This window comes from Streptomyces graminofaciens, assembly GCF_030294945.1.
GTDB classification, from domain to species: Bacteria; Actinomycetota; Actinomycetes; order Streptomycetales; family Streptomycetaceae; genus Streptomyces; species Streptomyces graminofaciens.
The window spans coordinates 9,315,118-9,337,009 of record NZ_AP018448.1; the positions used below are offsets into that span (position 1 = coordinate 9,315,118).

General features: G+C 71.6%; 21 protein-coding genes. 6 read left to right on the plus strand and 15 right to left on the minus strand.

Features of this window, described 5'->3' with window-relative positions; genetic code table 11:
* Positions 1-129 precede the first annotated feature (129 nt).
* Positions 130-423, plus strand: coding sequence for a hypothetical protein (locus SGFS_RS40965; protein WP_286257357.1), 294 nt, complete (start codon positions 130-132; stop codon positions 421-423).
* Between the two features lie 26 nt (positions 424-449).
* On the opposite strand, the gene pspAB is transcribed toward SGFS_RS40965, so the two are convergent.
* The 5 genes from pspAB to glnA all read right to left on the minus strand — a co-directional run bounded on the left by pspAB (position 450) and on the right by glnA (position 5,176).
* Positions 450-1,055, minus strand: coding sequence for a PspA-associated protein PspAB (gene pspAB, locus SGFS_RS40970; RefSeq protein WP_286257358.1), 606 nt, complete (start codon positions 1,053-1,055; stop codon positions 450-452).
* A 6-nt stretch (positions 1,056-1,061) separates the two neighbouring features.
* On the minus strand, positions 1,062-1,994 hold the full coding sequence (gene htpX, locus SGFS_RS40975; protein WP_286257359.1) for a zinc metalloprotease HtpX: 933 nt from the start codon (positions 1,992-1,994) through the stop codon (positions 1,062-1,064).
* A 137-nt stretch (positions 1,995-2,131) separates the two neighbouring features.
* Positions 2,132-3,355 (minus strand): hypothetical protein, encoded by a 1,224-nt coding sequence (locus SGFS_RS40980; protein WP_286257360.1) that lies wholly within the window; start codon positions 3,353-3,355, stop codon positions 2,132-2,134.
* A 31-nt stretch (positions 3,356-3,386) separates the two neighbouring features.
* The gene (locus SGFS_RS40985; RefSeq protein ID WP_286257361.1) at positions 3,387-3,644 is read right to left on the minus strand and encodes an SCO2583/SCO2584 N-terminal domain-containing protein; all 258 of its coding nucleotides are present in this window, start codon (positions 3,642-3,644) and stop codon (positions 3,387-3,389) included.
* Between the two features lie 122 nt (positions 3,645-3,766).
* Complete coding sequence (glnA, locus tag SGFS_RS40990) at positions 3,767-5,176, minus strand: type I glutamate--ammonia ligase (protein ID WP_286257362.1); 1,410 nt, start codon at positions 5,174-5,176, stop codon at positions 3,767-3,769.
* Positions 5,177-5,372: 196 nt separating this feature from the next.
* On the opposite strand from glnA, the gene SGFS_RS40995 reads away from it, so the two are divergent.
* The gene (locus tag SGFS_RS40995; RefSeq protein ID WP_286257363.1) at positions 5,373-5,840 is read left to right on the plus strand and encodes an RDD family protein; all 468 of its coding nucleotides are present in this window, start codon (positions 5,373-5,375) and stop codon (positions 5,838-5,840) included.
* A 96-nt stretch (positions 5,841-5,936) separates the two neighbouring features.
* On the opposite strand, the gene SGFS_RS41000 is transcribed toward SGFS_RS40995, so the two are convergent.
* The 4 genes from SGFS_RS41000 to lipB all read right to left on the minus strand — a co-directional run bounded on the left by SGFS_RS41000 (position 5,937) and on the right by lipB (position 9,316).
* Positions 5,937-6,635, minus strand: coding sequence for a DUF4191 domain-containing protein (locus tag SGFS_RS41000; protein WP_286257364.1), 699 nt, complete (start codon positions 6,633-6,635; stop codon positions 5,937-5,939).
* Between the two features lie 102 nt (positions 6,636-6,737).
* Complete coding sequence (locus tag SGFS_RS41005; RefSeq protein ID WP_286257365.1) at positions 6,738-6,941, minus strand: SCO2195 family GlnR-regulated protein; 204 nt, start codon at positions 6,939-6,941, stop codon at positions 6,738-6,740.
* A 304-nt stretch (positions 6,942-7,245) separates the two neighbouring features.
* Positions 7,246-8,211: a lipoyl synthase gene (gene lipA, locus SGFS_RS41010; protein ID WP_286257366.1), complete on the minus strand. Its 966-nt coding sequence runs from the start codon at positions 8,209-8,211 to the stop codon at positions 7,246-7,248.
* A 313-nt stretch (positions 8,212-8,524) separates the two neighbouring features.
* A complete protein-coding gene (lipB, locus tag SGFS_RS41015) occupies positions 8,525-9,316 on the minus strand; it encodes a lipoyl(octanoyl) transferase LipB (protein WP_286257367.1) in 792 nt (263 codons plus the stop codon).
* A gap of 372 nt (positions 9,317-9,688) precedes the next feature.
* Between lipB and SGFS_RS41020 the strand changes: the two genes are divergently transcribed.
* Complete coding sequence (locus SGFS_RS41020) at positions 9,689-11,128, plus strand: regulator (RefSeq protein WP_286257368.1); 1,440 nt, start codon at positions 9,689-9,691, stop codon at positions 11,126-11,128.
* A 77-nt stretch (positions 11,129-11,205) separates the two neighbouring features.
* On the opposite strand, the gene SGFS_RS41025 is transcribed toward SGFS_RS41020, so the two are convergent.
* Positions 11,206-12,606 carry an NAD(P)/FAD-dependent oxidoreductase gene (locus SGFS_RS41025; RefSeq protein ID WP_286257369.1) on the minus strand — a complete coding sequence of 467 codons (1,401 nt, stop codon included), beginning with the start codon at positions 12,604-12,606 and terminating at the stop codon, positions 11,206-11,208.
* Positions 12,607-13,019: 413 nt separating this feature from the next.
* The gene (locus tag SGFS_RS41030; RefSeq protein WP_434028238.1) at positions 13,020-13,976 is read right to left on the minus strand and encodes a TIGR01777 family oxidoreductase; all 957 of its coding nucleotides are present in this window, start codon (positions 13,974-13,976) and stop codon (positions 13,020-13,022) included.
* 79 nt (positions 13,977-14,055) lie between these two features.
* On the opposite strand from SGFS_RS41030, the gene SGFS_RS41035 reads away from it, so the two are divergent.
* Positions 14,056-14,544 (plus strand): GNAT family N-acetyltransferase, encoded by a 489-nt coding sequence (locus SGFS_RS41035; protein ID WP_286257371.1) that lies wholly within the window; start codon positions 14,056-14,058, stop codon positions 14,542-14,544.
* An 18-nt stretch (positions 14,545-14,562) separates the two neighbouring features.
* Here SGFS_RS41035 and SGFS_RS41040 read toward each other — a convergent pair whose 3' ends face one another.
* Positions 14,563-15,747, minus strand: a complete 1,185-nt coding sequence (locus SGFS_RS41040) for a MarP family serine protease (RefSeq protein WP_286257372.1) — start codon at positions 15,745-15,747, stop codon at positions 14,563-14,565.
* 360 nt (positions 15,748-16,107) lie between these two features.
* Between SGFS_RS41040 and SGFS_RS41045 the strand changes: the two genes are divergently transcribed.
* Positions 16,108-17,004 carry a peptidoglycan recognition protein family protein gene (locus SGFS_RS41045; RefSeq protein WP_434028239.1) on the plus strand — a complete coding sequence of 299 codons (897 nt, stop codon included), beginning with the start codon at positions 16,108-16,110 and terminating at the stop codon, positions 17,002-17,004.
* 63 nt (positions 17,005-17,067) lie between these two features.
* Positions 17,068-17,346 carry a hypothetical protein gene (locus SGFS_RS41050; RefSeq protein ID WP_286257373.1) on the plus strand — a complete coding sequence of 93 codons (279 nt, stop codon included), beginning with the start codon at positions 17,068-17,070 and terminating at the stop codon, positions 17,344-17,346.
* Here the strand turns inward: SGFS_RS41050 and SGFS_RS41055 are convergent.
* The 3 genes from SGFS_RS41055 to aceE form a co-directional block, all read right to left on the minus strand.
* Positions 17,336-17,854 (minus strand): DUF4240 domain-containing protein, encoded by a 519-nt coding sequence (locus tag SGFS_RS41055; RefSeq protein WP_286260306.1) that lies wholly within the window; start codon positions 17,852-17,854, stop codon positions 17,336-17,338. The two genes, SGFS_RS41050 and SGFS_RS41055, sit on opposite strands and share 11 nt — an antisense overlap.
* A gap of 56 nt (positions 17,855-17,910) precedes the next feature.
* Positions 17,911-18,972, minus strand: coding sequence for a helix-turn-helix transcriptional regulator (locus tag SGFS_RS41060; protein WP_286257374.1), 1,062 nt, complete (start codon positions 18,970-18,972; stop codon positions 17,911-17,913).
* 138 nt (positions 18,973-19,110) lie between these two features.
* On the minus strand, positions 19,111-21,816 hold the full coding sequence (gene aceE / locus SGFS_RS41065) for a pyruvate dehydrogenase (acetyl-transferring), homodimeric type (RefSeq protein WP_286257375.1): 2,706 nt from the start codon (positions 21,814-21,816) through the stop codon (positions 19,111-19,113).
* Positions 21,817-21,892: the final 76 nt, after the last annotated feature.

The window sequence follows — 21,892 nt, forward strand, 5'->3', positions numbered from 1 at the left end:
GCCGGCAACGCACCGCTGATCCAGCCGCATCACAGCCATCCGCCATGCCTCGCGCATGCATCCACGCATCCCCGCATCCCCGCATCCCCGCATCCACCCATCCACGCATCCGCGGAAAGGAGTCCCGTCATGGGCACCGTGATCCTTTCGGCGACCGCGGTTCTGGTCGTCCTGGGTTTCTCCAACGAAGTCCTGTGGCTCGCCGCAGTCGCGCTGCTCTGCCTGTACCTCCGCTACGGCCGCACGGGAGGAGGCTCGTCGGCGGCGTCCTCGTCGGGATCCCCGGCGGGCGGCGGCGCGGCACCCACCAACTACCGCGCGTACCGCGACCGGCGTGACCAGCAGGCGAAGTGGGAGCGCCGCTACCGCCGCGAGCGGCCTTTCGAGACGCGCCGGCAGGAGCGCGAGAAGAGCACCAAGTAGCGACACATCGCCCCGGGGCAGGCAGGTCACAGCCCCGGGGCGCCCCAGATCGGGAACCAACGGCTCAGGTCCGGCTCGATCCGCAGCTCGTCCGCGAGCGCCGCCTTCACCTGCAACTCCAGCGCGCTGTCCCGCCGTTGACCACCACCGGCCGTCGGCGCGAACGGATAGAAACTCCCGCGCTTGTAGAGATAGACGAGCCCGAGCCGCCGCCCGTCACCCTCCTCGGCAGCCCGGAAGCCCACCACCGAGCACAGCAGCTGCGGCCCGAACCCGCCGCCCTCCAGCGCGCTGTTGACCGCGTGCAGATCACCGACCAGCGCGGGCAGCTCCTCCTGCCCCGGCCGCCGCCGCGAGACCAGCCACGAGTACCCGTACTCGTCCCGCACGACCTCGACACCCAGCCCCGGCCCACCCCGCCCGGCGTCCGCGTCGAGCAGCGCCCGCACCTCACGTCGCACGTCCTCGAAGGCCGCCCCCTCGACCGTCGCGAAGCACACCGCACCCGTCCCGGTGGGGGTGAAGGAAACCGCCGCCTCCAAGGTCACCGCGGCCGACGGCAGGGCGAAGAGCCGGTCGAGATCGGGCGCGACCGGCTTCGTCCGCCCGAGGATGACGTCCAGCAGCCCCATGGCGGCTCAGCCCGCCTTCCCCGCCCCGGATCCCGGTGCCGCGGGCTGCCCCAACTCCACCGCGATACGGCCCAGTTGATCGATCCGCTGCTCCAGCGTCGGGTGGGTGGCGAAGAACCGGCCCAGATGCGGGTGGCGGCCGAGCGCCGGAGTGAAGTAGAAGGCGTTGAAGGCCTGCGAGGTCCGCAGGTCCCGGGTCGGTATCCGCGCGATGTCCCCGGTGACCTTGGTCAGCGCGGAGGCGAGGGCCGAGGGCCGCCCGGTGAGCAGCGCGCCCGCCCGGTCGGCGGCCAGCTCGCGGTACCGCGACAGGACCCGGATCAACAGGAAGCTCAGCACGTACACGGCGGCGGAGATCCCCATCACCACGCTGAACACGACGGCGGTGTTCTGGTCCCGCCGCCCGCCGCCGAACATGTGCGAGTAGAACGCGAACCGCACGACGAGCCCGGCCAGCACGCCAAGGAACGACGCGATGGTCAGCACGGCCACATCGCGGTGCGCCACATGCGACAGCTCGTGCGCGAGCACGCCCTCCAGCTCGTCGGGCTCCAGCCGCCGCAGCAGCCCGGTGGTCACACACACCACCGCGTGATCGGCGTTCCGCCCGGTCGCGAACGCGTTCGGCATCTCCATGTCCGCCACCGCGACCCGCGGCTTCGGCATGTCCGCCACCGCGCACAGCCGGTCCACGACCCCGTGCAGCCGCGGATACTCCTCCCGCTCCACGATCCGCCCGCGCATGGCGTAGAGGGCGATCCGGTCGGCGTACCAGTACTGGACGGCAAGGAACCCGGCCGCGACGACCAGAACCAGCACCCACGACTTCAGCAACGCGATCAACGCGGCCACGAACAGCACATACAGCAACCCGAACAGAAACAGCGTGACCGTCATCCGCACGGTCAGCCGCCGATCACTCCGGAACCGGTTCGACATCCGTACCACCTCACACTCAGGCAGTCACTCGTCCCGGCTTCCATTGTGCGCCCGCATACCCATGGGCCGGTCGAGGCCGAGCCCCGGCAGGGCAAAGGACCTTCCCCGAACGGCAGACACCGGCTCGCCCCTTCGGCTCACCCACCGCGCGCCCCCAGCAACCGGAGCGCCGCCACCCGAGTGTGCCGCGGCCACCCGTCCCCGAGCCGCTCCCTGAGCCAGTCCGCGGGCAACCGCCCAGCCGACGGCAGCAACGAGAGCGTCGTCTCGCGTACGACCCCGGGCGCCGGGTCGTCGAGCAACGGCCGCAGCCGCTCCTCACCCGACACGTCCAGCAGCCGCAGGCCGGCCACCGCACGGGCCCGCACCCCCGGCGCCGGATGCGCGAGCAAGGGCCACAGCAGTTCGGCGTCCGCGCGCTCCCCGCACTCGGCCAGCCCGACGACGGCCCCCGGACGCAGCGCCGGGTCGTCAGCCACGGCACACCGCTCCCGGTACCACGGCCGCGGATCGGTCCCGTACCGCCGTACGACGTACCGCGCACAGGCCCGCACCAACGCGGACCGGTCCGCCAGGAACCCCACCGCGAGCTCCGGCCGCCCGGCCCGCCGCAGGGCCGTGACTCCGGCGGAGCGGGCGCGGGGGTTGCGGGCGGTGAGGAGCGGTTCGAGTACGTCCTCGCCGGACTCCGCCGATACGGCCGCCAGCGCGGCGTCCGCGCACAGGGTCTGGACGACGGTGTCCACGTCGACCGCGGCGGCGCGGGCCAGCCCGGCGGGGGAGAGAAGCCGTTCCTCGATCGCCAGCCGGTACACGAAGCGGCGCGTGGCCCGGTCGGGGCTGCCGAGGAGGGGTGCGAGCCGCTCCAGCGGGCCCCGGCGGAGGACTTCGCCCAGCAGCCCGGCAGCGAAGGCACCCCGTTCGCGGCGACCGACGGCCAGGATCACCGGCGCGAGGGCGACGGCGGTCTCCCCGTCCAACGCCTCACGCAGCAGCTCCCGGGCGCGGTCGCACACCTGCCCGGCCCAGTCGGCGGCGCGGACGACGACCAGCGGCAACAGCGCGGGCCGCCCCGGGGCGCGGTGCAGCGCGGCCTCACGGACCCGGCCGTCGTGGTGGCACAGGGCGAGCGCGAGCCGGGCATCGGTGAGTTCCCGGCGACGAGGGATCACGGCGAGCAGGGTGCGCCGGCCCTCGATCTCCTCCAGCGTGGGCAGCTCACCCACGTCGAGTCGGCGCCGTGCGCCCACGTCCAGCGCGAGCCAGGCCCCGGGATCGGCGACGTCGACCGCGTCCCGCAGGGCGACCCCCCGACTCAACCGCGCCGCGGCCTCGCCACCGCGGGCGTTCTCCCCGTCCACGTCCAGCCCTCAGTGCTCCGTGTCCGGATGCTCAGTACGACGAGTGATAGTTGATGTACCCGATCAGCAGGATCAGCCCGCCCACACACCCGAACACGATCACCGTCGAGACCCATGACGAGCGGCGCGGCCCGACCGGGTCGGGGTCGGCGCGGAAGGGCTGCGGCGACGGCGGGTTCTCCTTCCACCGCGCGGCCAGCATCCGGGCCCGTGCGGAGGGCTCCTTGTGCTCGGCGTTGTCCGCCCACCTGAGGTCGAACTCCCGCTCGCCGTCTTCCTGTTCGGCCATCCCCGTGTCTCCCCGTTGCTTCTGTCGAACAGCTGTGCCGAAAACCATACGACGACGCCCCCGCCCTGAGAAACAGGAACGGGGGCGCCGTACGGCTCACGCGTGCTGCACACGCGGTCCGATCACACGTCGAAGTACAGCTCGAACTCGTGCGGGTGCGGACGCAGCTGCAGCGGGGCGATCTCGTTGGCGCGCTTGTAGTCGATCCACGTCTCGATCAGGTCCGGCGTGAAGACGTCGCCCTGGAGGAGGAACTCGTGGTCGCGCTCGAGCGAGTCGAGGACGGCCGGGAGGGAGGTCGGGACCTGCGGGACGCCCGCGTGCTCCTCGGGGGCGAGCTCGTAGAGGTCCTTGTCGATCGGCTCGGCCGGCTCGATCTTGTTCTTGATGCCGTCGAGGCCCGCGAGCAGCAGGGCCGAGAAGGCGAGGTACGGGTTGCCGGAGGAGTCGGGCGCGCGGAACTCGACACGCTTGGCCTTCGGGTTCGAACCCGTGATCGGGATACGCATGGCCGCGGAGCGGTTGCGCTGCGAGTAGACCAGGTTGACCGGGGCCTCGAAGCCGGGCACCAGACGGTGGTACGAGTTCACCGTCGGGTTGGTGAAGGCCAGCAGCGACGGGGCGTGCTTGAGGATGCCGCCGATGTAGTAGCGGGCGGTGTCCGACAGACCCGCGTAACCGGCCTCGTCGTAGAACAGCGGGGAGCCGTTGGTCCACAGCGACTGGTGGACGTGCATGCCCGAGCCGTTGTCACCGAAGATCGGCTTCGGCATGAAGGTCGCGGTCTTGCCGTTGCGCCAGGCCACGTTCTTCACGATGTACTTGAAGAGCTGCAGGTCGTCGGCCGCGGCGAGCAGCGTGTTGAACTTGTAGTTGATCTCGGCCTGGCCGGCGGTGCCCACCTCGTGGTGCTGACGCTCTACCTGGAGGCCGGACTTGGCCAGCTCCAGGGAGATCTCGGCACGCAGGTCGGCGAAGTGGTCGACCGGCGGGGTCGGGAAGTAACCGCCCTTGTAGCGGACCTTGTAACCGCGGTTGTCCTCCAGCGCACCGGTGTTCCAGGCGCCCGCCTCGGAGTCGATGTGGTAGAAGGACTCGTTCTCCGAGGTCTTGAAGCGCACGCTGTCGAAGACGTAGAACTCGGCCTCGGGACCGAAGTACGCGGTGTCGGCGATACCGGTCGAGGCGAGGTACGCCTCGGCCTTCTTCGCCACGTTCCGCGGGTCACGGGAGTACTGCTCGCCCGTGATCGGGTCGTGGATGAAGAAGTTGATGTTGACCGTCTTGTCGCGGCGGAAGGGGTCGACGCGCGCGGTGGACAGGTCGGCGCGGAGCGCCATGTCGGACTCGTGGATGGCCTGGAAGCCGCGGATCGAGGAGCCGTCGAACGCGAGCTCCTCGGCCGGGTCGAAGGCCGTGGCCGGAATCGTGAAGTGCTGCATCACGCCCGGCAGGTCGCAGAAGCGGACGTCGACGAACTTGACGTCCTCGTCCGCGATGTACTTCTTGGCCTCGTCGGCGTTCTGGAACATCCAGCTCCTCCTACTCCCGACGTCCTGCCGGGGTGGTAGTTCGTTCGTGCGGCCAGTGCGGTGGCACACGCTGTCCTCGACACTAGGGACGGGTGATTTCTCGTACGTGACCCATTTGTTTCGCACAAGTTAACCGGACATCCCGCCCGGCACCCCACCTGTCCGTATGGCAAAACGGTCGCAGTACGGTGGACGCGTGGACAAGAGGCAAGCAATCGGATCGTGGCTCTCCGGCCCCCGTGCGGCCGCGGAGGAAGCGGGTGTCGACTTCGGATACCGGGGCGAACAGCTCGGTCTGCCGGAGCAGGGCCCGGGCTCCATCGCCCGCCCCGGACGGCGCCTCGGCGCCCTGGCGGTCGACTGGGGCCTGTGCCTCTTGATCGCATACGGTCTGATCACCGACAGCTATAACGAAGCGGCCCAGGTCTGGGCGCCACTCATCCTGCTCGCGCTGCTCGTCCTCACCTTGGGCACGCTCGGCTTCACTCCCGGTAAGCGGCTTTTCGGCCTGCGGGTCATCGCCCTGGACAGCGGCCGCGTCAACCCGCTGCGCGCCGTGCTGAGGACTCTGCTCTTCTTCCTCGCCATCCCGCCCCTGGTCTGGGACCGCGACGGCCGGGGCCTGCACGACCGCCTGGCACGCACCGTGGAAGTGCGGATCTAGGACCTGGTCCTCGTACGACGGGACCTGGTCCCCTGGTCCTCGTACGACGAAGGGGCGCCCGGAATGATCCGGGCGCCCCTTCGTCGTACGAGGAGGTCAGCGCATCTTTCCGCCGCGCGGCATCCGCATGCCCTTGGGCATCGGGCCCTTCGGCAGTGGCATGTTGCTCATCAGGTCGCCCATCGCGCGCAGGCGGTCGTTGGTGGCGGTGACCTGGGGGCCGGTCAGGACGCGGGGCAGCTTCAGCATGGACGTGCGGAGCTTCTTCAGCTCCACCTGGCCCTCGCCGGTGCCCACGACCAGGTCGTGCACCGGGACGTCCGCCACGATCCGGGCCATCCTCTTCTTCTCGGCTGCCAGCAGGCTCTTCACCCGGTTCGGGTTGCCCTCGGCGACCAGGACGATGCCGGCCTTGCCGACGGCGCGGTGCACCACGTCCTGGCTGCGGTTCATCGCCACGGCCGGAGTCGTCGTCCACCCGCGGCCCACATTGTCGAGCACAGCCGCGGCTGCGCCCGGCTGGCCCTCCATCTGTCCGAAAGCGGCCCGCTCGGCCCGGCGCCCGAACACGATCGCCGTCGCGAGGAAGGCGAGCAACAAGCCCAGAATGCCGAGATAGATCGGGTGACCGATCAGGAAACCGATCGCGAGGAAGACACCGAAGGTGATGATGCCGACAGCCGCGAGTACAAGACCGATCTTCTTGTCGGCCCTGCGGGTCATCTTGTACGTCAGAGCGATCTGCTTCAGTCGCCCGGGGTTCGCGGCGTCCGCCGCGTTGTCCTTCCTCGCCATGGCAGGAAGTCTACGTGTCCGAAAGAGCGGGGACGACGGCGGTGCCGGGTGGGATACGCCGCATCGCCGGGTGGGGACCGGCGGCGGAAGGGTGGTGCGGTGTTACGACGTGCGGGTGGCGACGGCCTCGTCGAGGACGCGCTGGGCCTCGACACGGTCCTTGGCGCGACGGCGGTCCTCCAGGACGGAGGTCCAGGCGTTGCGGCGGGCGGTGCGCTGGCCGCTGCTCAGGAGCAGCGACTCGACGGCACGGAGTGCATCGGTGAACGTCGGGATGGCGGTGGCGCGAACGGGCGCGGCCTGCATGATGGTGGTCCCCCTCGGGAGTGGTTGCTCTGGTCAGAGCTGGTACCGGGCGTAAAACCAGGCTCACTGATTGGTGTTACCAGGGCATGACCGACCGGTCAAACACCCATGAAACCTTGATGCGCGCGCCTTGAACCCGAATGCGGCCCTGATGCCGTCCTCAACTGCGAGGACGCTCAGGACCGCGGACAATCGGCCATTACCGGGGGGTGGTTGCTTGTGCGGAGTTTCACACCAATCGGGTGGCACGGAGTGCCACCCGATTGGCCGTACGGTGTGTCGGCGCAGGGCCGTGTCATGTGTCTCAGACGGCCTGCGAGGCGATGTACGAACCCCGCTTCTCGACGGCCATCTGGTACAGCCGGCCGGCGCGGTACGACGACCGGACCAGCGGGCCGGACATGACACCGGAGAAGCCGATCTCCTCGGCCTCCTCCTTCAGCTCCACGAACTCCTGCGGCTTGACCCAGCGCTCCACGGGGTGGTGGCGGACGCTCGGGCGCAGGTACTGCGTGATGGTGATCAGCTCGCAGCCCGCCTCGTGCAGCTGGCGGAGCGCCTCGCTGACCTCTTCGCGGGTCTCGCCCATGCCGAGGATGAGGTTCGACTTCGTGACCAGACCGTAGTCTCGGGCCTCGGTGATGACCTTCAGCGAGCGCTCGTAGCGGAAGCCGGGGCGGATGCGCTTGAAGATCCGGGGGACCGTCTCGACGTTGTGCGCGAAGACCTCCGGGCGGGAGGCGAAGACCTGTTCCAGCAGCTCCGGGACGGCGTTGAAGTCGGGCGCCAGCAGCTCGACCTTGGTCTGGCCGGCCTCGCGCTCAGCGGTCTGCTGATGGATCTGGCGGACCGTCTCGGCGTACAGCCAGGCGCCGCCGTCCTCCAGGTCGTCGCGGGCGACGCCGGTGATGGTGGCGTAGTTCAGGTCCATGGTGACCACGGACTCGCCCACGCGGCGGGGCTCGTCCCGGTCGAGCGCCTCGGGCTTGCCGGTGTCGATCTGGCAGAAGTCGCAGCGGCGGGTGCACTGGTCGCCACCGATGAGGAACGTGGCCTCGCGGTCCTCCCAGCACTCGTAGATGTTGGGGCAGCCCGCCTCCTGGCAGACCGTGTGCAGGCCCTCGCTCTTCACGAGGCCCTGCATCTTCGTGTACTCGGGGCCCATTTTCGCCCGGGTCTTGATCCACTCGGGCTTGCGCTCGATGGGGGTCTGGCTGTTCCGGACCTCCAGGCGCAGCATCTTGCGTCCGTCGGGTGCGACTGCGGACACATCGGCTCCCTGCTGATTGCTATGGGTGGTCTTCGATTCTTCGGCGTACACCAGCGTACGCCCGTACGGTTCTCGGTCTCCGGGGTGGGCGACCTTGGGGTGCGTTGGCGGGTGTGGGTTGTGGTGGGTCGCTCGCGCAGTTCCCCGTGTTCCTGAAAGCCGGGGCGCCCCTGCCTTTTCGGGCCTGCAGGGGGCGTCGCTTTCAGGCCTGCAGGGGCCGTTGCGCTCAGGGGCGCGGGGAACTGCGCTACCAGCCCCCACCGATCCGACCAGCCCCCGCAGTCCCGCGGCCGACATGCATGGCCGGTGTGGACTACGCCGACGCCCGTTCCACCACCCGCGGCTTGAGGTCCGCGTTCTCCAGGACGTCCCGCAGATGCCGCTCCGCCACCGGCAGGACCTCCGCGATGGTGACGTCGCGCCCGACTTCGTTCGCCAGGGACGCGACACCCGCGTCACGGATTCCGCAGGGGATGATCCGGTCGAACCACCTGTTGTCCGGGTTCACGTTCAGCGCGAAGCCGTGCATGGTGACGCCCTTGGCGACACGGATGCCGATCGCCGCGATCTTGCGGTCCTCCCGCCGCTGCCCGGCGTTCGAGGGCGCGTACTCGGGACCGTTCATCCGGGGGTCGAACTCGTCGTCGTGCATCCGGGGGTCGAGGTCGAGGGACAGCCCGCCCAGCCGCTGCTCGACCGGATCGCCGAGCACCCACACGCCGCTGCGGCCCTCGACCCGGGTGGTCTCCACGCCGAACTCCGCGCACGTACGGATCAGGGCCTCTTCGAGACGCCGTACGTGGGCCACCACGTCCACCGGGCGCGGGAGCTTCTGGATCGGGTAGCCCACCAGCTGGCCCGGGCCGTGCCAGGTGATCTTGCCGCCGCGGTCGACGTCGATGACGGGCGTGCCGTCGAGGGGGCGCTCGTTGTCGGCCGTGCGCCGGCCGGCCGTGTAGACCGGCGGGTGCTCCAGGAGCAGCACGGTGTCGGGGACCTCGTCGGCGAAGCGCGCCGCGTGCACCCGGCGCTGCTCGTCCCACGCCTCCTGGTACTCGACGGCCTCCGTGCCGAACCCCATGCGGACGAACCGCAACCCACTCACGGCAAGCGCCTCCCTCGGCGGTACGCCCGACGGGGACGTGGACCGCGATAGCTGTGTCAGGCACGTAACGCGCCCAAGTCACTGTACGACCGGCCCGCGCCGGAGCGGCGGGGGGAGTCGTCCGCCTGTGCAGGGGGCCGGACCCACCCCGGGCTGCTCCGGGCACCCCGGGGCCGACCCGGCGCACACCGCACGCGCTTCCCGTCAGCCACGCGGCCAATCCTCACACGATCGGATGAACCGATGCGGAAGTGTGCGATCGGGCGCTTACTCTCCGCTACATTCGCGCCGTTCGCAAGGCCGTAAATGGCTTCTCACCAGGCAATCCGGGATACCCCGCCGACACCCGGAAGGCAGGAGACCGCACCGCAGATGACGGAACGACCCGCGCAGCGCACCCCCAACCGCCAGCTAGCCGCCCTCATCGCAGAAGCGGGGTTCTCCAACGCGGGACTAGCGCGCCGTGTTGACCAGCTCGGTCTCGAACACGGGCTCGACCTCAGATACGACAAGACGTCCGTGACCCGCTGGCTGCGCGGTCAGCAGCCCCGGGGCACGACGCCCGCGCTCATCGCCGAGGTGTTCACCCGCCGACTCGGCCGCCGTCTCACCGCCCAGGACCTCGGCCTCGACGCCTGTGCCCCCGTGTACGCGGGCCTGGAGTTCGCCGCCGCCCCCGAGGAGGCCATCGACATCGTCAGCGGGCTGTGGCGCAAGGACTCCGGCAGCCACGCCGAACTGCGGAAGATCGCGTTCACCCCGGCCGGCCTGGTCGTCCCCAGCCGCGACTGGCTGATCGGCCGTGCCGACGACCGGGTGGGCCGGGGCGACCCGGGCGCCACCCGCGTCCCCCCGCAGGGCCGACCGGCCGTACCCCGCCAGCGCAGCCAGACCGAGCGCGGCCCCGGCCAGAAGGTCACCTCCGGGGACATCGCCGCCCTCCGCTCGGTCGGCGAACTCTTCCGCGCCCTCGACAACGCCTACGGCGGCGGCCACGCCCGCCAGGCCCTCGTGCGCTATCTGGAGCACGAGGCCGAGCCCATGCTGCGCGGCGCCTACGGCGAACAGGTCGGCCGCCGCCTGTTCGCCGCCGCCGCCGACCTCACCCGGCTGGCCGGCTGGACCTCGTACGACATCGGCGCGCACGGGCTCGCCCAGCGGTACTTCGTGCAGGCGCTCAGGCTGGCGCAGGCGGCGGGGGACCGGGCCTACGGGGCGTACGTGCTGATCACGATGAGCCGTCAAGCGGTCTACCTGGGGCATGGACGGGAGGCCGTGCAGCTCGCGCGCGTCGCCCAGCAGGGCGTCGGGTCGGCCGTACCACCGGTGGTGCAGTCGCTGCTGTACTCCGTCGAGGCGCGCGGGCACGCGGTGCTCGGCGAGGTGCGGGCCTCCACGGCGGCGCTGGTGCGGGCGGAGAGGGCCCTGGAGTCGGCCCGGCCCGGGGACGAGGTCCCGTACTGGGCGCGGTTCTTCGACGAGGCCCAGCTCGCCGACGAGTTCGGGCACAGCCACCGCGACCTCCAGCAGTACCGCGCGGCGGCCCAGCACGCCGAGCGGTCCCTGCAACTGCGTGCGCCCGGCTACGCCCGCAGCCGTCTCTTCTGCCGGGTCGTCCTCGCCTCCGCCCGGCTCGGGCTCGGGGAGCTGGACCAGGCCTGCCAGTTGGGGGCCGAGGCCGCGGGGCAGGCGGCCGAGATGCGGTCGGTACGGGCCGTGGAGTACGTGCGCGACTTCGAACGCAGGCTGGAGCCGTACCGGGACGCGGCGCCCGTGCGGGGGTACCGGGACAAGGTGGCGGCGTTGGGCTGACAGGCCCGTCCGGACAAGGCCGTCGGGACGTCCGGTGGTGGTGTGCCGGGCGCCCCGACGGGCGTTCACGAAGGTGTTCAGGCGGCGGTTTCCAGCGACTCCTCCTGGGCGGCCTGGCGGACGTCCAGGTCGGTCAGGACGGCGTGGGCGGCGCGGCGGGCCGAGTGCAGGGAGCCCTGGACCGTGCTGGTGTCCCGGTGGTCCCCGCACACGTACAGGCCCGCCAGCAGCCGTACCGGGCGGCGCAGATCGGACCGCGGGGGCATCGCCGGGACCGCCTCCGGGTCGTGGTGCACGGCGAGGAGTTCCCAGCGGGTCGTGGACGTCCGGTAGAGCCGGGCCAGTTGGGCGCGGACCGTGGCGTCCAGGTGGGCCGCGTCCGGGGGTGTGCCGAGCACGACCGAGGAGATGAGCGAGCGGCCGGACGGGGCCCGGGTCGGGTCGACCTGGCTGATGACCGCCGTGTGCGAGACGGGACCGCTGCGGTCGGAGTCGAGGAGCAGGGCGGGCTCGGTGAGCGGGGGCTCGTCCGTGGCGTGGTGCAGGACCGTCACCGGGTGGAAGCCGGGCACGCGCAGCCCCGGGAGCAGCCGGGCGGCGGAGCGGGCGTCCGTCGCGAGGATCACGGAACGGCAGGGCAGTTCGCCGTGGGCGACGGTCGTCACGGAGGTCGTGCTGACCGAGGTGACCCTGACCCCGGTTCGGACCGTGCCCGGCGGCAGCGCGGCCGCGAGCAGCTCGGGGAGTGTGTCGGCGCCGCCCTCCGGGATGCACAGCCGGCCCGTCGCGAAGGCGTGCAGGGCCAGATCGGCGCACCGGCTGGAGGTCTGGAGCGTGGGGTCGCCGAGCAGGGCGGCCAGCAGCGGGCGTACGAAGCCGTCGATCGTCCGGGGCGGGAAACCGCGGGTCGCCAGGGCCTGGGCGACCGGGACCTCCGCGCGGGTCAGCAGTCGCTCGGGCGCGGTCGCGGCGAGCCGGGCCAGGGCCATGGCGAGCCGGGACTGGTCGGCGGGGGCGCCCAGGCGGCCGGGGCGGGTGCCGTTCGGGGAACGGCCCGTGCGGGCCTGGCCGGCGCGGGGCAACCTGGGGGCGCTTGCGAGGGCGCGCGCGGCTGTGAGTGCGCCCCTTGCGCTTCGGAGGGCCGGGGTGGCACCGGCACGGTGGTGACGGCCGTCGACGTGCAGCAGGACGCCGGGGGCGAACGGGCGCAGCGGCAGGGTGTCCAGGCCCGGGGTGCGGCGCAGTTCCGGGTACGAGGTGGAGAGGATCTGGGCCGTGCGGTCGAGGCGGAAGCCGTCGATCTTCTCGGTGGACATGCGGCCGCCGACTCCCGGGCCGGCCTCCAGGACGGTGGTGGTGAGCCCCGCCCTGATGAGATGTCCGGCCGCGGCGAGGCCGGCGACGCCGGCTCCTACGACGATGACGTCCACGGTTTCCGCGTCCGCTGGGTACGCCGATTGGTACACCGACTCAAGCACGGGCCCCTCCCGAGGTCGCGCGGCTGCTGGAGACGTCATGCCCCCAACACGCATGTGAATACCCGAGTTCGTGACGAGGGTGAAGGGGGGTGGAGGCTCGGGGGAAGTCGCGTGGTCCCTCGCACGGAGGCATGCGGGGGGAGAGCGTGCGCCCAGGGAGGGGGTGAGGGGGTGGGTCGCGCCGCTCGGGTGGCCCGCCGTGCGTTTTCTCGCCCCCGCCGCCCCTGCCCGTCCCATCCCCACGCCCTCAGACCCCCGGGGCACGCTTCGCGTGGGTGGGGGCGCCTTCCGGCTCGGGGGTGGGGGTTGCGTGGCGACCGCGGTCCGGTGGGGGCTGCTCGCGCGGTTCCCCGCGCCCCTGAGGGCAACGGCTCCGCGGGCTCGAAAGCCTCGGCCCCGCATCCCACCCACCCTCAACGCAGCGCCGCCCGCACCGCCTCCTCGATCTCCGGGTACTGAAACGTGAAGCCCGACTCCAGCAGACGCGTCGGCAGGGCCCGCGTGCTGCCGAGGACATCGCCGGAGAGCCCGCCGAGGACGAGGCGGAGGACGGAGGCGGGCACGGTGAACAGCGTCGGCCGGTGCAGCACCCGCCCCATCGCCGCCGTGATCTCACGATTCGTCAGCGGCGCCGGCGCCGTCAGATTCACCGGCCCCGACAACGACGGCGTACCGATCAGATGCCGCAGAGCCGCCACCTCGTCGTACAGCGAGATGAAGCTCCAGTACTGACTCCCGTCGCCCATACGGCCACCCAGGCCCGCCGTGAAGAGGGGAAACAGCGGCCCCCAGGCACCTCCGCCCCGCGCCACCACCAGCCCCGTCCGCGCGAACACCGTACGGACGCCCGCCTCCCGAGCCGCCGACGTCGCCGCCTCCCACTCCACCACCAGCGAGGGCAGGAACCCCTCCCCGGGCGCCGCCGACTCGTCCACCGCCCGGTCGCCCGTCCAGCCGTAGTACCCGATCGCGCTGCCGTTGACGAAGACGCTCGGCGGTTCGTCCAGCGCGGCCACGGCCTCGGCGAGCGTCCTGGTGCCGAGCACCCGGCTGTTGCGGATCCGCTCCCGGTACGCCTCGGTCCAGCGCCGCGAGGCGACCCCGGCCCCGGCGAGGTTCACCAGGGCCGCGCAGCCGACGAGCCCCGCCGTGTCGACCCGCCCCGCCTCCGGGTCCCAGCGCACCTCGCCCGGCCCTCGCGGCGCCCGCCGTACGAGCCGTACGACCTCATGGCCGTCCGCCGTGAGCGAGCGGGTCAGCGCCGAGCCGATCAGCCCGGAGGCCCCGGCGACCACGACCCGGGAACCGGCGGGCAGGGGCGTCCGGGCAGCCGTACGGTCGTCCGCTTCGCCGTCCTCTTCACCATGCATGTGGCTCATGCAGCCATCGTCCCCCGGGGGGCTGGAAAACGCTGACCGGGGGTCGCATTCCGGCCGTACAGTGGCCGTCATGCCGGTTCCGTACATACGCCACGCGACCACGGACGACGAGGACACGCTGGCCCGCCTCGACCGCGTCACCTGGTCCACGCTGCACTCCGTCCAGGAGCGCCCCCAACAGCCGTACGAACCCTTCTTCAACGACCGTTACGGGCCCCGCGACCACCTCGTCGCCGAGCTGGCCGGCACTGTCGTCGGCTACATCCGGCTCGGATTCCCGACGCCGCTCGCCTGCAACGCGCACGTACGGCAGATCCAGGGGCTGGCCGTCGCCGACGAGGCGCGTGGGGCCGGGGTGGCGCGGGCGCTGCTGCGGGCCGTGCAGGACGAGGCACGGCGCAGGGGAGCGCGTCGGCTCACCCTGCGCGTCCTCGGGCACAACACCCCGGCCCGCAAGCTCTACGAGTCGGAGGGGTTCGTGGTGGAGGGGATCCTGCCGGAGGAGTTCCTGCTGGACGGGGTGTACGTCGACGACGTGATGATGGGCCGTCACCTCTGACGCGCCGCTGAACAGGCCTTACGACGTCACCAGGTCACCCGTGTCCACAGCCTCCGTCGCCTCCGCCGCGCTGCGGGCCTCGGCCGCGACCTCCTCCACGGTCAGGACGTAACCCGTCTCCGCGTCGGACGTCGAGCGGGCGAAGACGACGCCGTAGACCCGCCCGTCGGTGGTCAGGAGCGGGCCACCGGAGTTGCCGGGGCGGACGGTGGAGCGGATGGAGTAGATCTCGCGGGTCACCGAGTCGGTGTTGTAGATGTTCCGGCCGGTCGCGTCGATACGGCTGGCGACCGTGGCCGCCTGGAGGTCGAGGCCGCCGTCCTCCGGATAGCCGGCGACGACCGCCGCGTCACCGCGTGAGGCGCTGTCGTCGAAGCTGATGACGGGAGCCCTCAGGCCGGGGACGTAGAGCACCGCCACGTCCTTGTCGGGGTCGAACAGCACGACGCGGGCCTCGTACGTCTTGCCGACCCCGCCCACGCGCACGGTCGGGTCGTCGATGCCCGCCACCACATGGGCGTTGGTCATCACATGCTCGGAGGAGTACACGAAGCCGCTGCCCTCGCGGCCCTGCGTGCCCGAGACGCCCTCGATCTTGACCGTGCTGCGCTTGGCGGCGTTGGTCGCGGCCGCCGTGACGTTGTCCCCGGAGGGCTTGGCGACCTCGGCCGTGGCCTCGTTCTCGAACGGGTTGAAGACCTGCGGGAAGCCCGCCTCGGTCAGCGCGGAGGTGGCGTTGGAGAACCACGCCGGGGTCGTGTCCGGCATGGTGTTCTGCACCGCGCCGAGCAGCGCGGAGTTGCGGATCGAGTTCGTCACCAGCGCGGACGAGGAGGCGCCGAGGACGCTCGCGGCGACCCAGGCCACGATGAGCACGGCGATCGAGTTGGCCGCCGCCCCGCCCACGCCGTCCAGCACCCGCAGCGGGCTGCGGTCGATCTCCCGGCGCAGCCGCAGGGCCAGCCTGCCCGCCAGCTCGTGCCCGACCACGCCCGGCACCAGCACCGTCACCACGGCCGTGATCGTCGCCGCCGGGGTGCCCGCCGTCACCAGCTCCATCACCCAGGGCAGCACCCACACACCCACTGCCGCGCCGCCCACGAACCCGGCCAGGGAGACGCATCCGGCCACCAGGCCACGACGGTACCCGGACGCCGCGTAGGCCAGGATCACCAGGAACAGCAGGATGTCGAGCAGGTCCACTCCAGCCGCCTTTCTCTCGGGACCCTTAGTACGCGTGGGGCGGGCCCAGTGATCAGGCAGCCACGCGTCGCGCCCGCGCGGAGCCCCGGATTCGGCCACCAGTGCGGCCAACGCTGCCTCGACCTGTAAAAACGCCGTGGACCAGGGCGATGGTTCCCTCCGCGTCCACCGGGTGGCACACCCCACATCGCGGCCGAAGCCCATCCGAGCGAGGGTGGGGACATGCGTGTGTTCCGAAAGACGTGGGGGACACCAATCCGGTGGCCCTGGTCCAGGAGGCCGCGAATACGGCGGCCGGGGCCGCGGGAGGGGCACAGACGGCCGCGGTGGCGGCCGGGGCCGACGCGGGTCGGTGCACGGCTGCCGCGGTCGGCAGGAAAACGTGTACGACGGCTGCCGCGGCCCGTCCTCCTCGCCCTCGCCTGCCTCCCCGGGCTGGCCGCGGTGCTCGCGCTGGTGCTGTGCGCGATCGGTGTGGACCGTACGGCCGCCCGTGCCGCCCGGTCCGCCGCGGCCCGGTCCGCCGCCCCCGGGCACCAGGCGCCCAGGCCGCCCATCGTGCCGAGGGACCGCTGGCTGGACGGGGACGCGCGCAGCCAGCCGCCCGCCCGCTACGACGATCAGGTCTCCGCCGTCTTCGTGCACCACACCGACTCGCCCAACGGCTACGACTGCGCCGACGCGCCCCGCATCATCCGCTACCTCTACGCGGGCCAGACCGGCGCCAGGCACTGGGACGACATCGGCTACAACTTCCTCGTCGACCGCTGCGGCACCATCTACGAGGGCCGCGCCGGCGGCATCGACCGCGCCGTCACCGGTGCCCACACCCAGGGCTTCAACCACCGCACCGCGGGCATCGCCGCCCTCGGCACGTTCACGGCGGGCGTCGAGGTCCCCCGCGCGATGACCGACGCGATCGCCGCCCTCGCCGCCTGGAAGCTCGGCCTCTCGGACATCGACCCGCGCGGCAGCGTACGTCTCACCTCCAGCAACAGCCTCAGCCGCTACGCCGCCGGCACCACCGCCCTGCTGCCCACCCTCGCGGGCCACAGCGACGGCTACATGACCAGCTGCCCGGGCGCGGCCCTCGCCGCCCACCTCCCCGCGATCAGGGAACTGGCGGCCCGCCTCCAGGGCCGGGTTCCGGAGGTCCGAGGGGCCATGGCAGCCACCGGAACGGTCGCGGGAACGGCCACGGGGCGGGCCTCAGGAACGATCACAGGAATGCCACAGGGGACTCAGGGGGCGCACTGAAGTTGCCGCCCTACCTTCTTCCTCGTACGCACGGGGCGTACGCATCGACCGGAGGTGGGGAAAATGAGCAGCACTCGCACCACGCACCCGAGGAAGTCCTGGTCCTCCGCCCTGCGGAGCCCCTGGACGGTGGCCTGCGCGACCGTGGCCGTCGTGCTCGGACCGGCCGCCGTCACCGCGTCCGCGCTGGAGCGGGCCAACTCGGCACCGATGTATGGCGCGTCCGCACCCGAGCGCCCCGAGCCGGGCCGCGAACGCCACCACGTCGAGCCGTACACCGCCGCGCAGTACGCGTACCTGCCGCGCTCCGCGAGCCGTACGGTCCCCGGGGTCAGGGCCTGAACCGCTCCCACAGCTTGGGGTAGCGCTCCGCGAGCACCGACTCGTTCTCGAAGTCGAGCGGCGCGCCCTCGGGTTCGCCGGGCGGGGGCGGGATGCCGAGGTCCGGGGCGACCACACCGGTGAGCTGCTCGTACGCCTCGTCCGCCGCGTACCCCAGCTCCTCGCCGTCCCCGTCGATCTCCTCGTCGAAGTCGGGCAGCAGATCGGCGAGCGAGTCCGGGTCGTGCACCCCGCCCTCGAAGATTTCCCGGCCCTGGCCGATCAGCCAGCACCGGAAGAAGTCGAACGCGTCGTCGCTGGCCCCGTCGAGCAGCACCCAGGCGGCGCCCCACACGTCCCAGCTGTACGCGCGGTTGTAACGCGATTCGAAGTGCCGGGCGAAGTCCAGCACGGACTCCGGGTCCAGCCGGCCGAGCCGTTCCACGAGCAGATCGGCGTGCTCCTCGGGATCGCCCTCGGCGGCCTCGCGGGTGGTGTCCACCAGCTCCCAGAACTCCGTCTCGTCCATCACGCGTCAAGCATCGGGCCTGCGCGGGTGGGGCGCACGTGGAGTGGGGCGGATTGTTATGTCTCGTACGAAGTGTTGTGCGTGTCGTGGGTGTCGTGTGTGTCCTGTGGGCCGCGGGGTGTTCGGTACAGCGTGGCCAGCCGGCGCGCGTCCTCGGCGAAACGTGTCCGCAGGCTCTCCGGTGCCAGTACCTCGACCTCCGGTCCGAGCGCCGTGAGCTGAGCGCGGGCGACCTCATCGGACTCCACCGGAAGGGTCAGTGTCACCCATCCGTCGTCCTCCGGGGGGCCCGCTGTCTTCTGTGCCTCCCGCGCGGAGACGGGATCGACGGCGTGCGACAGTCCGCGCAGCCCGCGCGGGGAGAGACGGAGCACGACCTCCGTGCGCAGGATCGAACGGGCGAACTGTTCGGCGTGTTCGTCCCAGAAGCCGGCCAGGTCGAACGTCTCGTCCCGGGTGAACCGCTCCGGGGCGGGCGTGATCGAGGTGAAGCGGTCGATGCGGTAGACGCGGTACGCCCCGTGCTTGTGGTTGTCTTCGCCCTCCTCCTGTTTCGCCACCCGCGCGCACAGGTACCAGACGCCCGCCTTGAGTACGAGCCCGTACGGGTCCAGCTGTCGTTCCACCTCGGTCTCGCGGCTGCGGTACCGGGCGACGATCCGGCGGTCGTCCCACACCGTGTCGGCGACGGTGGGGAGGAGGTCGGGGGTCTTCGGCTGCTTGAACCAGTCCGGTGCGTCCAGGTGGAAGCGCTGGGCGGCGCTGTGGGAGGCGTCGCGGAGGGAGGGCAGGAGGGCGGCGGACACCTTGAGGCGGGCGGCCGAGGCTGCGTCCTCCAGGCCCATCTCGCGTAGCGCGCCCGGTACACCGCTGAGGAACAGCGCCTCGGCCTCGCTGCGCGCGAGGCCGGTGAGGCGGGTGCGGTAGCCGCCGATGAGCCGGTAGCCGCCGGTGCGGCCGCGGTCCGCGTACACCGGGACGCCGGCTTCGGAGAGCGCCTGGGCGTCGCGGGTGACGGTGCGCTCGGAGACCTCCAGTTCGCGGGCGAGTTCGGCGGCGGTCATGGAGGGGCGGGACTGGAGGAGCAACACCATTTTGATGAGGCGGGCGGCACGCATGGGGTCATGATGCCGGGGGTGGTGAACGGGAGGGGGGTTCGCCCCCGCCGCGGGGTTTGCCGGCGGGTTGCGGGTTCGATCGGGTTGCTCGCGCTCTTCCCCGCGCCCCATGAGGGGCGCGGGGAAGAGCCGTGGCCTTTACAGCCCGTACCGCTCCCGGGCTTCCTTCACCGCCGTTGCCTTGACCTCGCCGCGGCGGGCCAGTTGGGCCAGGGCGGCGACGACCACCGACTGCGCGTCGACGCCGAAGTGGCGGCGGGCCGCCTCGCGGGTGTCGGAGAGGCCGAAGCCGTCCGCGCCCAGCGAGGAGTAGTCCTGCTCGACCCACTGCGCGATCTGGTCGGGAACCTGACGCATGTAGTCGGAGACCGCCAGCACCGGGCCGTCCGCGCCCTGGAGGGCCTGACGGACGTAGGGCACTCGCTCCTCGCCGCGCAGGAGCGCAGCGTCCGCGTCCAGCGCGTCCCGGCGCAGCTCGCTCCAGGAGGTGGCCGACCAGACGTCCGCTGCCACGCCCCATTCCTCCGCGAGCAGCTTCTGCGCCTCCAGGACCCAGTGGATCGCCGTGCCGGAGCTGAGCAGCTGGATGCGCGGGGCGTTCGCCGCCGCCACGTCCACACCGGCCGACTCCGCCGTGTTGAAGCGGTACAGGCCCTTGACGATGCCCTCGTCGATGCCCGGGGCGGCCGGCTTGGCCGGCTGCGGCATCGGCTCGTTGTAGACGGTGAGGTAGTAGAAGACGTTCGGGTCCTCGCCCGGGGCCGCCTCGCCGTACATCCGGCGCAGACCGTCCTTGACGATCGTCGCGACCTCGTACGCGAACGCCGGGTCGTACGTCAGCGCCGCCGGGTTCGTCGCCGCGATCACCGGAGAGTGACCGTCGGCGTGCTGGAGGCCCTCGCCCGTCAGGGTCGTACGGCCGGCCGTCGCACCGACGAGGAAACCACGGCCGAGCTGGTCGCCGAGCTGCCACATCTGGTCGGCCGTGCGCTGCCAGCCGAACATCGAGTAGAAGATGTAGAAGGGGATCATCGCCTCACCGTGCGTGGAGTACGCGGTGGACGCGGCGATGAAGTCCGCCATGGAACCGGCCTCGGTGATCCCCTCGTTGAGGATCTGGCCGTCCTTGGCCTCCTTGTAGTACATCAGCTGGTCGCGGTCGACCGGCTCGTACGTCTGGCCCTTGGGGGAGTAGATCCCGAGGGACGGGAAGAGCGACTCCATGCCGAAGGTGCGCGCCTCGTCCGGGACGATCGGCACCCAGCGCCTCCCCGTCTGCTTGTCGCGGACCAGGTCCTTGACCAGGCGGACGAAGGCCATGGTCGTCGCCACGCTCTGCGAGCCGGAGCCCTTGTCGAAGGCGGCGAACGTCTTGTCGGCGGCGGCCGGGAGGGGGGCCAGCGCGTGCGTACGGCGGGCCGGGGCCGGGCCGCCGAGGGCCGCGCGGCGCTCCTGGAGGTAGCGGACCTCGGGGGAGTCGGCGCCGGGGTGGCCGTAGGGGACGACCCCGTCGACGAACTGAGCGTCGGAGATCGGCAGTTCCAGCAGGTCGCGCATTGTCCTGAACTCGTCCACCGACAGCTTCTTCATCTGGTGGTTGGCGTTCTTCGACGCGAAGCCCTCGCCGAGGGTGTGGCCCTTGACGGTCTGGGCCAGGATGACGGTCGGCGCGCCCTTGAACTCGACGGCGGCCTTGTACGCGGCGTACACCTTGCGGGCCTCGTGACCACCGCGGGAGAGGTGGAAACACTCGAGGATCTTGTCGTCGGACAGCAGCTTCGCCATCTCGACGAGCGCCGGGTCGGCGCCGAAGAAGTCCTGGCGGATGTAGGCGGCGTCGCGGGTCTGGTACGTCTGCACCTGGGCGTCCGGCACCTGGCGCAGGCGGCGTACGAGCGCGCCCGTGGTGTCGAGCTGGAACAGCTCGTCCCAGGCCGAACCCCACAGCGTCTTGACGACGTTCCAGCCGGCGCCGCGGAACTGGGCCTCCAGCTCCTGCACGATCTTGAAGTTCGCGCGGACCGGGCCGTCGAGGCGCTGCAGGTTGCAGTTGATGACGAAGGTCAGGTTGTCGAGACCCTCGCGGGAGGCCAGGGCGAGTGCCGCCGTGGACTCGGGCTCGTCCATCTCGCCGTCACCGAGGAAGGCCCAGACGTGGGACGCGGAGACGTCCTTGATGCCGCGGTTGGTCAGATACCGGTTGAAGCGCGCCTGGTAGATCGCCGACAGCGGGCCGAGGCCCATCGACACCGTCGGGAACTCCCACAGCCAGGGCAGGCGGCGGGGGTGCGGGTACGACGGGAGGCCGTTGCCGCCCGACTCGCGGCGGAAGTTGTCGAGGTGGTCCTCGTTCAGGCGGCCGTCGAGGAAGGCGCGGGCGTAGATGCCGGGGGAGGCGTGGCCCTGGATGTAGAGCTGGTCGCCCGAGCCGTCGGCTTCCTTGCCCTTGAAGAAGTGGTTGAAGCCCGTCTCGTAGAGCCAGGCGGCGGAAGCGAAGGTGGCGATGTGGCCGCCGACGCCGTACTTGCTGCCCCGGGTGACCATCGCGGCCGCGTTCCAGCGGTTCCACGCGGTGATCTTCCGCTCCATCTCCTCGTCACCGGGCGCGGACGGCTCGGCGGCGGTCGGGATGGTGTTGACGTAGTCGGTCTCGAGCAGCTTGGGCAGCGCGATGCCGTTGCCCTCCGCGCGCTCCAGCGTGCGGCGCATCAGGTACGCGGCACGGTGCGGGCCGGCCGCCTTGGCGACCGCGTCCAGCGAGGCCTGCCATTCGGCGGTTTCCTCGGGGTCACGGTCCGGGAGCTGGTCGAGCTCGCTCGGCTGGATGGCGTTGGGGTCGGTCATTGCGCCGCCTTCCTCAGTCGAAGGGGTTCCCTCATCGGTGTGGGATCGGGGGTTGCCCTTTGTCTTTGGCAGGACA

Coding starts and splice junctions, on each gene's coding strand:
- SGFS_RS41050 (WP_286257373.1), top strand. CDS start 17,068: ATGAGCAGCACTCGCACCACGCACCCGAGGAAGTCCTGGTCCTCCGCC.
- htpX (WP_286257359.1), bottom strand. CDS start 1,994: ATGTCGAACCGGTTCCGGAGTGATCGGCGGCTGACCGTGCGGATGACG.
- SGFS_RS40965 (WP_286257357.1), top strand. CDS start 130: ATGGGCACCGTGATCCTTTCGGCGACCGCGGTTCTGGTCGTCCTGGGT.
- SGFS_RS41005 (WP_286257365.1), bottom strand. CDS start 6,941: ATGCAGGCCGCGCCCGTTCGCGCCACCGCCATCCCGACGTTCACCGAT.
- SGFS_RS41030 (WP_434028238.1), bottom strand. CDS start 13,976: ATGCATGGTGAAGAGGACGGCGAAGCGGACGACCGTACGGCTGCCCGG.
- SGFS_RS41020 (WP_286257368.1), top strand. CDS start 9,689: ATGACGGAACGACCCGCGCAGCGCACCCCCAACCGCCAGCTAGCCGCC.
- aceE (WP_286257375.1), bottom strand. CDS start 21,816: ATGACCGACCCCAACGCCATCCAGCCGAGCGAGCTCGACCAGCTCCCG.
- SGFS_RS40985 (WP_286257361.1), bottom strand. CDS start 3,644: ATGGCCGAACAGGAAGACGGCGAGCGGGAGTTCGACCTCAGGTGGGCG.
- SGFS_RS41060 (WP_286257374.1), bottom strand. CDS start 18,972: ATGCGTGCCGCCCGCCTCATCAAAATGGTGTTGCTCCTCCAGTCCCGC.
- glnA (WP_286257362.1), bottom strand. CDS start 5,176: ATGTTCCAGAACGCCGACGAGGCCAAGAAGTACATCGCGGACGAGGAC.
- SGFS_RS41000 (WP_286257364.1), bottom strand. CDS start 6,635: ATGGCGAGGAAGGACAACGCGGCGGACGCCGCGAACCCCGGGCGACTG.
- SGFS_RS41055 (WP_286260306.1), bottom strand. CDS start 17,854: ATGGACGAGACGGAGTTCTGGGAGCTGGTGGACACCACCCGCGAGGCC.
- pspAB (WP_286257358.1), bottom strand. CDS start 1,055: ATGGGGCTGCTGGACGTCATCCTCGGGCGGACGAAGCCGGTCGCGCCC.
- SGFS_RS41035 (WP_286257371.1), top strand. CDS start 14,056: ATGCCGGTTCCGTACATACGCCACGCGACCACGGACGACGAGGACACG.